The following is a 12,317-nucleotide window of genomic DNA, read 5'->3' on the forward strand; positions in this document are numbered from 1 at the left end:
AGGCACCATCGGCCAGGTCGCCGAGGACGCCAGCCAGGCCGCCGAGGCCAGCCGCGCCGCCAGCCGCGCAGTGGAACATGGCCAGCGGGTGATCGAGCAGAGCCTCACCGGCCTGCACGGCCTGGTCGGCGAGGTTCAGGAAAACGCCCACTCAATCGAACAGCTGGCCGCAGAAACCGCCACCATCGGCCAGGTGCTGACAGTGATTCGCGGCGTGGCCGAGCAGACCAACCTGCTGGCCCTGAATGCCGCCATCGAGGCGGCACGAGCCGGCGAGATGGGTCGTGGCTTTGCCGTAGTCGCCGACGAAGTACGTTCGCTGGCGCAACGCACCAGCGGCGCTACCGATGAAATCCAGCAACTGATCGCCCGCCTGCAGCAGGCCGCGCAAAAATCGGTGGCGGCCATGCGTGCCCAGGTCGAACATGCCGAGGCCACCGCCGGCCAAGCCGAACAAGCCGACGGTGCTCTAGATGAAGTGGTGGTGGCCATCCGCACCATCGCCAGCATGGCCGAGCGTATCGCCGAGGCCACCGCCCAGCAGGGTGGCACGGCCAGTGAAATCCGCGACCGCAGCGAGCGCATCCACCGCCTCGGCGGTGACAACCTCAGCCGCATCGGCGAAGGCCGCGCCCAAGGCGAGCAGCTGCTGCAGCTGGGTAGCCAATTGCACACGGCAGTGCAGGCGTTTCGCGTGGGCTAGTTGCTGCCCAGAACACCACCTCGACCGACCATCCTCCGGCAATATCCGCTGACACCCTGCGCCACCTGGTCGCCTGGGGTCGGCCGCGCAACTTGGGTATGATGCCCGCCTGATCCGTCGAGCGAGTCTCCCATGCGCCGTCTGCTCCCCCTGTTGCTGTTGCTGTTCACCCTGCCGGCCATGGCCGGCCTATTCGATGATCCTGCGCCCCGTGGCAGCCTGTTCGGCGAGCCACTGAACAACAGCGGCGACTTCCTGCCGGTGCGTGAGGCTTTCAAGCTCAGTCTGGTCGAGCATACGGACAAGTCGGTGAAGCTGCGCTTCGTCAATGCCGAGGGTTACTACCTCTACCGCCACCGTTTCCAGTTCCGCATCGAGCCCAGCGACCTGGCCAAGGGCGAGGCCGTGCTGCCGGCCGGCGAACCCAAGCATGACGAATACTTTGGCGATGTCGAGGTGTACTACGGCATCACCGATGTCGAACTGCCGATCGACAATCCCATCGATCTGCCGTTCACCCTGCATGTCACCTATCAGGGCTGCGCCGACAAAGGACTTTGCTACCCACCGGAGAACGAGCGCATCGAAGTCGAGGGCAAGGGCACCGCGCCGCAGACCAGCAGCGCAACCATCCCCAACGACGCACCGACACCTTCCGGCTGGAGCTGGAAGGAACTGGCCCTGTTCTTCCTCGGCGGCCTGGCTCTGACCTTTACCCCCTGCGTACTACCGATGCTGCCGATCCTGACCGGCGTGGTCCTGCGTGGCCAGCCGGGCGGCGCTCGCAGCCTGGTGCTGTCACTGGCCTACGTGCTGCCAATGGCGCTGAGCTTCGCCACGCTCGGCGCACTGATGGGCGTGTTCGGGGCCGAGCTCAACTTGCAGGCGCGCCTGCAATCGCCTTGGGTCCTGGTGCCCTTCGCCATCTTCTTCGCCCTGTTCGGCGCCGCCAGCCTGGGCTTTCTCGAACTGCGCCTACCGGCGGCCATCGACGGTCCGCTGCAGAACCTCAGCCAGCGTCTGAGAGGCGGCACCGTGTTCAGCGCCGCCGCCCTCGGCGTGCTCTCCAGCCTGTTGGTCTCGCCCTGTGTGTCAGCACCGCTGGCCGGCGCCCTGCTGTATATCAGTACCAGCGGCGATGCCCTGGGTGGTGCGCTCAAGCTGCTGGCACTGGGCCTGGGCATGGGGGCGCCGCTGGTACTGTTCGCCGTGGGTGGTGGCGCGCTGCTGCCAAAATCCGGGAACTGGATGGTTGGCGTACGCAATCTGTTCGGCGCGCTGCTGATGGCGGTGGCGATCTGGCTGCTGGAGCGCGTCGTACCCGGCCAGATCAGCCTCGCACTATGGGGCCTTTGGGCAGCCGGCATCGCCCTGTGGCTGGGCGTACTGGAACTGACGCCGAAGACTCATCACCAGAAACTCGCCCAGCTAATCGGCCTGCCGCTGCTGGTCTACGCGATAATCGCCTGGATTGGCGCTCTACAGGGCGCCAGCGATCCGTTGCGCCCACTGGGCCGTGCTGAAGCCGCTGTCGCCACCACCGCGACAACCACCGCCCACGGCGAGTGGCAAACGGTGACCACCCCTGCCGAGCTGGATGCTGCCCTGGCAACGGCTCAACGCGCCGGCCAGCCACTACTGCTGGACTGGTACGCCGACTGGTGTATCAGCTGCAAGGTGATCGAGCGTGAAGTGCTCACCGCGCCAGAGGTCACTGCACAGCTCGCCGGCTACAAACTGATTCGCTTCGATATCACCGAAAGCAACGAAGAGCAGCGTGCCCTGCTCGATCGTTACCAACTGTTCGGACCACCAGCCATTCTGTTCTTTGCCGCAAACGGTGACGAATGGACGGATTTGCGTGTCGTAGGGGAAATCAGCGCCGCCGACTTCGCCGAACGCCTGACTCGCGCTACCGCACTGCGGAACTGAAGCGTCTATATTTCTGCAGCAAATTTCGTCTATCTTGTCGGCTATTGCCGGCAACTGGACAACCTTAAGCGTAATCGGCACAGTCCCGGCCATTTCCGGTCAAACGATAAGGACACGCCCATGGCCACCCTTCTGGTGCTGCACGGCCCCAACCTCAACCTGCTGGGCACCCGCGAGCCCGATAAATACGGCGCTACCACCCTTGCCGAAATCAATCAGGTCCTGGAGCAGCGCGCCCGCGCCGCCGGCCACCATCTGCTGTACCTGCAGAGCAATGCCGAGTACGAACTGATCGACCGCATTCACGCCGCGAAAGGCGAAGGTGTCGACTTTATCCTGATCAATCCCGCCGCATTTACCCATACCAGCGTCGCATTACGTGACGCGTTGCTGGCGGTGAGCATCCCATTCATCGAAGTGCACCTGTCCAACGTGCACAAACGCGAACCCTTCCGCCATCACTCCTACTTTTCCGACGTAGCGGTGGGAGTGATCTGCGGCCTTGGCGCCAGCGGTTATCGACTGGCCCTGGAGGCCGCCCTGGAACAATTAGAACGCCCCTGACCTCACCCTTGGGAGTTGAAAAGCTATGGATATCCGTAAAGTCAAAAAACTGATCGAGCTGCTGGAAGAGTCCGGTATCGATGAACTGGAGATCCGCGAGGGCGAAGAGTCCGTGCGCATCAGCCGTCACAGCAAGCAACCGGCATATGCCGCCCAGCCGATGTACGCGGCTCCGGCTCCAGCCGCCGCCCCGGTGGCTGCTGCTCCGGTCGCGGCCGCACCTGCCGACGCCGCCCCCGCTGCCGCCAAGCTGAACGGTCACGTGGTGCGCTCGCCGATGGTCGGCACCTTCTATCGTGCCGCCTCGCCAACCTCGGGCAACTTCGCCGAAGTCGGCCAGAGCGTGAAGAAAGGCGACATCCTCTGCATCGTCGAAGCCATGAAGATGATGAACCACATCGAGGCCGAAGCCAGCGGCGTGATCGAATCCATCCTGGTCGAGAACGGCCAGCCGGTGGAATACGACCAGCCGCTGTTCACCATCGTTTGATGCGCGGGGAAGCTCCGATGCAGCTGGAAAAAGTCCTGATCGCCAACCGTGGCGAAATCGCCCTGCGCATCCTGCGCGCCTGCAAGGAAATGGGCATCAAGACGGTGGCGGTCTACTCCACCGCCGACCGTGAACTCATGCACCTGGGCCTGGCCGACGAAACCGTGTGCATCGGCCCGGCACCCGGTGCTCAGTCGTACCTGAGCATCCCGGCCATCATCAGTGCCGCCGAAGTCACCGGCGCCACCGCGATCCACCCGGGCTACGGCTTCCTCGCCGAAAACGCCGACTTCGCCGAACAGGTAGAGAACTCCGGCTTCGCCTTCATCGGCCCGAAAGCCGACACCATCCGCCTGATGGGTGACAAGGTGTCGGCCAAGGACGCCATGATCAAGTCCGGCGTTCCCGTGGTCCCCGGCTCCGACGGCCCGCTGCCGGAAGACGAAGAAGAAGCGCTGCGCATTGCCCGTGAAGTCGGGTACCCGGTGATCATCAAGGCTGCTGGCGGCGGCGGTGGTCGCGGTATGCGCGTGGTGCACAAGGAAGAAGACCTGATCAAGTCGGCCAAGCTGACCCGCACCGAAGCCGGTGCCGCGTTCGGCAACCCGATGGTCTACCTGGAGAAATTCCTCGGCAACCCGCGTCACGTGGAAGTCCAGGTTCTGTCCGACGGCCAGGGCAACGCCATCCATCTGTATGACCGCGACTGCTCGCTGCAGCGCCGCCACCAGAAGGTTCTGGAAGAAGCCCCCGCGCCAATGATCGACGAGAAGGCCCGCGCCGAAGTGCTCAAGCGCTGCGTCGATGCCTGCATCGAGATCGGCTACCGTGGCGCCGGCACTTTCGAGTTCCTCTATGAAGACGGCCGCTTCTACTTCATCGAGATGAACACTCGCGTACAGGTCGAGCACCCGGTCACCGAGATGGTCACCGGCGTCGATATCGTCAAGGAGATGCTCAGCATCGCCGCAGGCAACAAGCTGTCGATCAAGCAGGAAGACGTGAAGATCCTCGGTCACGCCCTGGAGTGCCGGATCAATGCCGAAGACCCGGACAACTTCATGCCCTGCCCTGGCAAGGTGAAGCACTATCACGCTCCGGGCGGCAACGGCATTCGCGTCGACTCGCACCTGTACAGCGGCTACTCGGTACCGCCGAACTACGACTCGCTGATCGGCAAGCTGATCACCTACGGTCGTACCCGCGACGAAGCCATGGCCCGCATGCGCAATGCCCTGGAAGAGATCGTGGTCGACGGGATCAAGACCAACATCCCGCTGCACCGCGACCTGACGCGCGACAAGGGCTTCCTCAAGGGTGGTGTCAACATCCACTACCTGGAGAAGAAGCTAGGCATGGATAAACACTGATTATCCTGCCATGCACAGAGGCCGCCTTCGGGCGGCCTCTGTCGTTTCGGCGCCTGCGCTGGCAGGCCGCCACCACCTTCAAGTAAGCTGCGCGCCCAAATAGCGCCATCCCGCTGCACCGCACACGAGGTTCGTCATGCCCTGGTTACAAGTCCGTCTCGCCATCAGCCCGGAACAGGCAGAAACCTACGAAGACGCCCTGCTCGGCGTCGGTGCCGTGTCGGTGACCTTCATGGACGCCGAGGATCAGCCGATCTTCGAGCCGGACCTGGGTACCACGCCATTGTGGTCGCACACCCACCTGCTGGCCCTGTTCGAGGCCGATACCGACCCGGCCAACCTGGTCGCGCATCTGCAGCTGCTGACTGGCGCTGAACTGCCCGAGCATCAGATAGAGCAGATCGAGGACCAGGACTGGGAGCGCAGCTGGATGGACAACTTCCAGCCCATGCGCTTCGGCCAACGCCTGTGGATAGTGCCGAGCTGGCACGCCGCGCCGCAGCCGGAGGCGGTCAACCTGCTGCTCGACCCCGGCCTGGCCTTCGGCACCGGCACTCACCCGACCACCGCACTGTGCCTGGAATGGCTGGACGGCCAGGACCTGACCGACTGCAACGTACTCGACTTCGGCTGTGGCTCCGGCATCCTGGCCATTGCCGCGCTGCTGCTCGGCGCGCCACAGGCCGTCGGTACCGATATCGACCCGCAGGCCCTGGAGGCCTCGCGCGACAACGCCTCGCGCAACGGCATCGACCCGGCGCGCTTTCCGGTCTACCTGCCCGCCGACCTGCCGCAACAGCCCGCCCAGGTCGTGGTGGCCAACATCCTCGCCGGCCCACTGGTGTCCCTGGCGCCGCAGATCACTGCCCTGGTCGAAGCCGGTGGCCGCCTGGCGCTGTCTGGCATCCTCGCTGAACAGGCCGAGGAAGTACGCGCCGCCTATGCCGATGCTTTCATTCTCGACCCCACTGCGATCAAGGACGGCTGGGTACGCATCAGCGGGGTGAAGCGCGCGTAGCCCTTGTCTACCCAGGCCTCTGCTTGGGTACACTAGCGCTTCGTTTCGCACGGACCGCCGCATGACCGACAGCTTCGTCACCCAGTGCCCCCACTGCCGCACCAGTTTCCGTATCAGCCGCGCACAGCTGGGCGCCGCCCATGGCGCCGTCCGCTGCGGTGCCTGCATGCGCGTATTCAACGCAGCCCAGCAATTACTGGTGGATCAGAACCGGGCAGGCAAGCCGTCCAGCGCAGCCGCGACAACCACCCCGCCTGCTGCACCCGCGCCAGCGGCAGCCAGCCCCACTCCGCCGCCGATGAAGGTGGCGCCGGTAGCCGCCGCCCAACCAGCGACGCACAAACCCAGCTTGCCACCAGTTCCCGACAAGCAGTCCGTCGACACGCTGTGGATTCATGATGACCTGGATCTGGACAGCCTCGATCTGGATGAGGAACTGGCCAAGCTGGAAGAACAGGAAATGCAGCTGTCCCGCGAGTTCCTGGCGATGGACAAGGCCCCAAAGCCAGCCGAGCACCTGCTGCATCAGCCACAAGAAACTAACGACCAGCACGACGAGAGCTGGGCCGAGTCACTGCTCAAGGACGAGGCGCCACGCAAGCTGGAGCCGGTATTCCCGCCGAGCGCAGCCGCGCCCATCGTAGAGCCGAGCCAAGCGCCCGCGGCGACGCCAACCGACAAGCTACACGCCCCGCTCCCGGACGAAACTCACGCCAAACGCGAGGAACCCGTTGTCAATGAGCCTGACAACGAAGTCGAGGCCGAGGACGACGCCGAGGAAATCGACGACAGCGCCTATCGCATGGCCCCCGCAGCGGAATCCAAGCAGCCCCGCAGCGAACCAGCACTGCGCAACGACAGCCTGCTGGACCTGAGCGACGACCCGCTGCAACTCGACTGGCAACAGCCGAAGAAACCCTGGGGCCGCTGGCTTGGCTGGGGCCTGCTGAATCTGCTGGGCGCAGGCGCCCTGGCCACCCAGTACATCAGCTACCACTTCGAGGAACTGGCCCGTCAGGATCAGTACCGCCCCTGGTTCGAAACCCTCTGCCCGGAAATCGGCTGCACCCTGCCCTCCAAGGTCGATATCAGCCAGATTCGCAGCACCAACTTGGTGGTGCGTAGCCATCCGCAATACATGGATGCCCTGCTGGTCGACGCCATCGTCTACAACCGTGCGCCCTTCGCCCAACCCTTCCCGGTGCTGGAACTGCGCTTCGCCGACATCAATGGCCAACTGATCGTCGGCAGTCGCTTCCGCCCCAGCGAATACCTCAGCGGTGAGTTGGCCGGCCAGGCCGAAATGCCGCCGCAGACGCCCATCCACATCTCCCTGGAGATCAAGGACCCCGGCGCCAGAGCGGTCAACTATAGCCTCAACTTCCACTCCCCCGAGTAAGCCACAAGCGCCGGTTTTCCGGCGCTTCAGAGCCATCACCCGCCTAAAGGTGATAAGCCCATAGCTGCTCATAATTTGTTCAAAACAGCCTTTATCCGGTCACCGAGAGCGGGTATCATGCCCTCCCTTTTTCGCACTCCCCCGAACGCCGTTTACACACTGGCGGTGCTACGCCTTTGCCAAACGACCTTCGCCAGAACAGGGATGACCCCATGTCGGTGGTACACATCGGCCCATATACACTGCCCAACCAGCTGATCCTCGCCCCCATGGCGGGCGTCACCGATCAGCCGTTCCGGCAGCTGTGCCGGCGCCTCGGCGCCGGAATGGTGGTCTCCGAGATGGTCACCAGCGACGTACGTTTGTGGAACAGCCGCAAGTCGCGCCTGCGCCTGGTGCACCAGGGCGATCCCGAGCCGCGCTCGGTGCAGATCGCCGGTGGCGATCCCGAGATGCTGGCCGAAGCCGCCCGCCGCAATGTCGAACTGGGCGCGCAGATCATCGACATCAACATGGGCTGCCCGGCCAAGAAGGTCTGCAACAAGGCCGCCGGCTCGGCGCTGATGAAAGATGAAGAATTGGTGACCGCCATCCTCAACGCCGTGGTCAAGGCGGTCGACGTCCCGGTAACCCTGAAGATCCGCACCGGCTGGGATCGCGCGAACAAAAATGGCATTAACGTAGCCAAGATCGCCGAACAGGCAGGCATCGCCGCTCTCGCCGTGCACGGCCGCACCCGCGCCGACCTGTACACCGGCGAAGCCGAATACGACACCATCGCCGCGATCAAGCAGGCCGTCTCGATACCGGTGTTCGCCAACGGCGACATCGACTCGCCGCACAAGGCCCGGACCGTGCTCCAGGCCACCGGTGCCGACGCCTTGCTGATCGGTCGCGCCGCCCAGGGCCGCCCCTGGCTCTTCCGCGAGATCGCCCATTTCCTGGCGACCGGCACGGAAATGGCCGCGCCGAGCCTTTATGAAATCGAAAAAATCCTGCTGGAACACCTGGCCGCACTGCACGCCTTCTATGGCGACGTGATGGGCGTACGCATCGCCCGCAAGCATGTCGGCTGGTATCTGGCAACCCTTCCCGGCGCGCGGGAGTTTCGCGCCGAGTTCAATCGTCTGGAAAGTACGGACGCGCAGTACACCAGCGTTCGGCAGTTCTTCGCCGAACGTCATAACAATGGAGAAGAGGTGGCCGCATGACGAGGATGACAGAGCCTTTTTTTGAGCAATCAGTTTTTGATGGGGCAGTACCCGTGAGCGACAACGTCAACCTTAAGCAGCACCTCAACACCCCCTTCGAGCAGGGCCAGACCCTGCGCGATAGCGTGGAGAAGGCGCTGCACAACTATTTCGCGCACCTGGAAGGCGCCGACGCCACCGATGTGTACAACCTGGTACTGACCGAGGTGGAAGCGCCGCTGCTGGAAACCGTCATGAACTACGTGAAAGGTAACCAGACCAAGGCCTCCGAGCTGCTCGGCCTGAACCGCGGCACCCTGCGCAAGAAGCTCAAGCAGTACGACCTGCTGTAAGCGAATTTCCTCGAAAAGGGCGGCCAGAAGCCGCCCTTTTTCACTGATTTTCCAGCTCCAATGGACTTTGCAATGACCGACCAGACCACCCGCCTCCCCGTTCGCCGCGCCCTGATCAGCGTCTCCGACAAGACCGGTATCCTCGACTTTGCCCGCGAGCTCGAAGCCCTCGGCGTGGAAATCCTCTCCACCGGCGGCACCTACAAGCTGCTCAAGGACAACGGCGTCACGGCCGTGGAAGTGGCCGACTACACCGGTTTCCCGGAAATGATGGACGGCCGGGTGAAGACCCTGCACCCGAAGATCCACGGCGGCATCCTCGGCCGTCGCGCCCTCGACGGTGCGGTGATGGAGCAGCACGGCATCAAGCCGATCGACCTGGTCGCGGTCAACCTCTACCCCTTCGCCGCCACCGTGGCCAAGCCGGGCTGTGACCTGGCCGACGCCATCGAGAACATCGACATCGGCGGCCCGACCATGGTCCGCAGCGCGGCGAAGAACCACAAGGACGTGGCCATCGTGGTCAACGCCAGCGACTACGCCGGCATCGTCGAATCGCTGAAGGCCGGTGGCCTGAGCTACGCCCAGCGCTTCGACCTGGCCCTCAAGGCCTTCGAGCACACCGCCGCCTACGACGGCATGATCGCCAACTACCTGGGCACCATCGACCAGAGCCGCGACACCCTCTCCACCGAAGAGCGTGGCGCCTTCCCACGCACCTTCAACAGCCAGTTCATCAAGGCTCAGGAAATGCGCTACGGCGAGAACCCGCATCAGAGCGCGGCGTTCTACGTGGAAGCGCAGAAGGGCGAGGCCAGCGTCGCCACCGCCGTGCAGCTGCAGGGCAAGGAACTGTCGTTCAACAACGTGGCCGACACCGACGCCGCGCTGGAGTGCGTGAAGAGCTTCGTCAAGCCGGCCTGCGTCATCGTCAAGCACGCCAACCCGTGCGGTGTGGCCGTGGCCACCGACGAGGAAGGCGGCATCCGCAAGGCCTACGACCTGGCCTACGCCACCGATACCGAATCCGCCTTCGGCGGCATCATCGCCTTCAACCGCGAGCTGGACGGCGAGACCGCCAAGGCCATCGTCGACCGCCAGTTCGTCGAAGTGATCATCGCGCCGAAAGTCTCCCAGGCCGCCCGCGACGTGGTCGCTGCCAAAGCCAACGTGCGCCTGCTCGAATGCGGCGAGTGGCCGGCCGAACGTGCCGCCGGCTGGGATTTCAAGCGCGTCAACGGCGGTCTGCTGGTACAGAGCCGCGACATCGGCATGATCAAGGCGGAAGACCTCAAGGTCGTCACCAAGCGCGCGCCGACCGAGCAGGAAATCCACGACCTGGTGTTCGCCTGGAAAGTCGCCAAGTTCGTCAAATCCAACGCCATTGTGTATGCGAAGGGCCGCCAGACCATCGGTGTCGGCGCCGGCCAGATGAGCCGCGTCAATTCCGCACGCATCGCCGCGATCAAGGCCGAGCACGCCGGCCTGCAGGTTGCCGGCTCGGTGATGGCCTCCGACGCCTTCTTCCCCTTCCGTGACGGCCTGGACAATGCCGCCAAGGTCGGCATCACCGCGGTGATTCAGCCAGGCGGTTCGATGCGTGACCAGGAAGTGATCGATGCGGCCGATGAAGCCGGGATCGCCATGGTGTTCACGGGAATGCGCCATTTCCGCCACTGATGTGCGGGGGCCGCGCTGAAGCGCCCGTCTGCGTTGTTGCGGATGACTTCGCTAATGCTCATTGCCAGGCGGCAACTGCGCTTATCGAAGCCATCCGCGCCTAGCAGCCAGACGCTCCATCGCGGCCCGATAGGACGCTAGAAGCAAGATTTTCGTAGGGTGGACAGCCGAGGCTGTCCACCGAACGGGCCACAGGCCCGCCTCCACAGGGAGAGCAACATGAACGTACTGATCATCGGCAGCGGCGGCCGCGAGCATGCCCTGGCCTGGAAAGTGGCGCAGGACAAGCGCGTCGAGAAAGTCTTCGTTGCCCCGGGCAACGCCGGCACTGCCACCGAAGCCAAGTGCGAGAACGTCGCCATCGACGTGCTGGCCATTGAGCAGCTGGCCGACTTCGCCGAGAAGAACGTGCAGCTGACCATAGTCGGGCCGGAAGCACCGCTGGTTAAGGGCGTGGTCGACCTGTTCCGTTCGCGCGGCCTGGACATCTTCGGCCCCACCGCCGCCGCCGCCCAGCTGGAAGGCTCCAAGGCCTTCACCAAGGACTTCCTGGCACGCCACAACATTCCCACCGCCGACTACCAGAACTTCACCGAAGTCGAGCCGGCGCTGGCCTATCTGCGTGAGAAAGGCGCGCCGATCGTGATCAAGGCCGACGGCCTGGCTGCCGGCAAAGGCGTGATCGTCGCCATGACCCTGGCAGAAGCCGAAGACGCCGTGCGCGACATGCTGTCCGGCAACGCCTTCGGCGACGCCGGTGCCCGCGTAGTGATTGAAGAGTTCCTGGATGGTGAAGAGGCTTCCTTCATCGTCATGGTCGACGGCGAGAACGTGCTGCCGATGGCCACCAGCCAGGACCACAAGCGCGTCGGCGACGGCGACAGCGGCCCGAACACCGGCGGCATGGGCGCCTACTCGCCGGCCCCAGTGGTCACCCCGGACGTGCACCAGCGCGTGATGGAGGAAGTGATCTACCCGACCGTGCGCGGCATGGCCAGCGAAGGCAACGTCTACACCGGTTTCCTCTACGCCGGGCTGATGATCGACAAGGCCGGCAAGCCCAAGGTCATCGAGTTCAACTGCCGCTTCGGCGACCCGGAAACCCAGCCGATCATGGTGCGCCTGGAGTCGAGCCTGGTCCTGCTGGTCGAGGCCGCCCTGGCCAAGGCGCTGGACAAGGTCGAAGCGACCTGGGACCCGCGTCCGACCGTGGGTGTGGTCATCGCGGCCGGCGGTTACCCAGGCGACTACGCCAAGGGCGATGTGATCGAAGGCCTGGACGCCGCGGCCAAGCTCGACGGCAAGGTGTTCCATGCCGGCACCGCGCTGAAGGACGGCCAGATCGTCACCGCTGGCGGTCGCGTACTGTGCGCCACCGCCATCGGTACCAGCGTCTCCAGCGCCCAGCAGCAGGCCTATCGTCTGGCCGAGCAGATCCGCTGGAACGGCAGTTTCTATCGCAGCGACATCGGCTACCGCGCCATCGCCCGCGAGCAGGAATAACACCGTAACAAGCGCCCGTTGGTCATTTCGCCACGGGCGCACGGTAAAGCTGCGGTAAAGCTCCCACTTATGGCCGCGACATGGCTGCCTTTTGTCCATAACCCATAGCTATAAT

At 64.3% G+C, this 12,317-nt stretch carries 10 protein-coding genes and 1 pseudogene; all 11 read left to right on the plus strand.

Translation table 11 applies throughout. The features are described 5' to 3' along the window. Positions 1 to 184: 184 nt before the first annotated feature. Positions 185 to 703 (plus strand): annotated as a pseudogene (locus AYB31_RS22355) (methyl-accepting chemotaxis protein); the annotation flags it as partial. Positions 704 to 835: 132 nt separating this feature from the next. Then, the gene (locus tag AYB31_RS15800; RefSeq protein ID WP_068829663.1) at positions 836 to 2,635 is read left to right on the plus strand and encodes a protein-disulfide reductase DsbD; all 1,800 of its coding nucleotides are present in this window, start codon (positions 836 to 838) and stop codon (positions 2,633 to 2,635) included. A gap of 120 nt (positions 2,636 to 2,755) precedes the next feature. Then, on the plus strand, positions 2,756 to 3,199 hold the full coding sequence (gene aroQ / locus AYB31_RS15805) for a type II 3-dehydroquinate dehydratase (protein WP_068829664.1): 444 nt from the start codon (positions 2,756 to 2,758) through the stop codon (positions 3,197 to 3,199). A 25-nt stretch (positions 3,200 to 3,224) separates the two neighbouring features. Further along, positions 3,225 to 3,689 (plus strand): acetyl-CoA carboxylase biotin carboxyl carrier protein, encoded by a 465-nt coding sequence (accB, locus tag AYB31_RS15810; RefSeq protein ID WP_068829665.1) that lies wholly within the window; start codon positions 3,225 to 3,227, stop codon positions 3,687 to 3,689. A 17-nt stretch (positions 3,690 to 3,706) separates the two neighbouring features. Beyond that, entirely contained in the window at positions 3,707 to 5,059 is a 1,353-nt protein-coding gene (gene accC, locus AYB31_RS15815) for an acetyl-CoA carboxylase biotin carboxylase subunit (protein ID WP_153020730.1), read from the plus strand. 136 nt (positions 5,060 to 5,195) lie between these two features. Continuing rightward, complete coding sequence (prmA, locus tag AYB31_RS15820; RefSeq protein WP_068829667.1) at positions 5,196 to 6,077, plus strand: 50S ribosomal protein L11 methyltransferase; 882 nt, start codon at positions 5,196 to 5,198, stop codon at positions 6,075 to 6,077. 61 nt (positions 6,078 to 6,138) lie between these two features. After that, positions 6,139 to 7,476, plus strand: a complete 1,338-nt coding sequence (locus tag AYB31_RS15825; RefSeq protein ID WP_068829668.1) for a DUF3426 domain-containing protein — start codon at positions 6,139 to 6,141, stop codon at positions 7,474 to 7,476. Positions 7,477 to 7,688: 212 nt separating this feature from the next. Beyond that, positions 7,689 to 8,687: a tRNA dihydrouridine synthase DusB gene (dusB, locus tag AYB31_RS15830; protein ID WP_068829669.1), complete on the plus strand. Its 999-nt coding sequence runs from the start codon at positions 7,689 to 7,691 to the stop codon at positions 8,685 to 8,687. Continuing rightward, positions 8,684 to 9,019, plus strand: a complete 336-nt coding sequence (gene fis, locus AYB31_RS15835) for a DNA-binding transcriptional regulator Fis (protein WP_068829670.1) — start codon at positions 8,684 to 8,686, stop codon at positions 9,017 to 9,019. The genes dusB and fis overlap by 4 nt, the downstream gene beginning before the upstream one ends. 72 nt (positions 9,020 to 9,091) lie before the next feature. Then, positions 9,092 to 10,699, plus strand: coding sequence for a bifunctional phosphoribosylaminoimidazolecarboxamide formyltransferase/IMP cyclohydrolase (gene purH, locus AYB31_RS15840; RefSeq protein ID WP_068829671.1), 1,608 nt, complete (start codon positions 9,092 to 9,094; stop codon positions 10,697 to 10,699). A gap of 219 nt (positions 10,700 to 10,918) precedes the next feature. After that, the gene (gene purD / locus AYB31_RS15845) at positions 10,919 to 12,202 is read left to right on the plus strand and encodes a phosphoribosylamine--glycine ligase (protein ID WP_068829672.1); all 1,284 of its coding nucleotides are present in this window, start codon (positions 10,919 to 10,921) and stop codon (positions 12,200 to 12,202) included. The last annotated feature ends 115 nt before the right edge of the window (positions 12,203 to 12,317 follow it).

This window comes from Pseudomonas sp. BMS12 (genome assembly GCF_001592875.1).
GTDB lineage: Bacteria > Pseudomonadota > Gammaproteobacteria > Pseudomonadales > Pseudomonadaceae > Aquipseudomonas.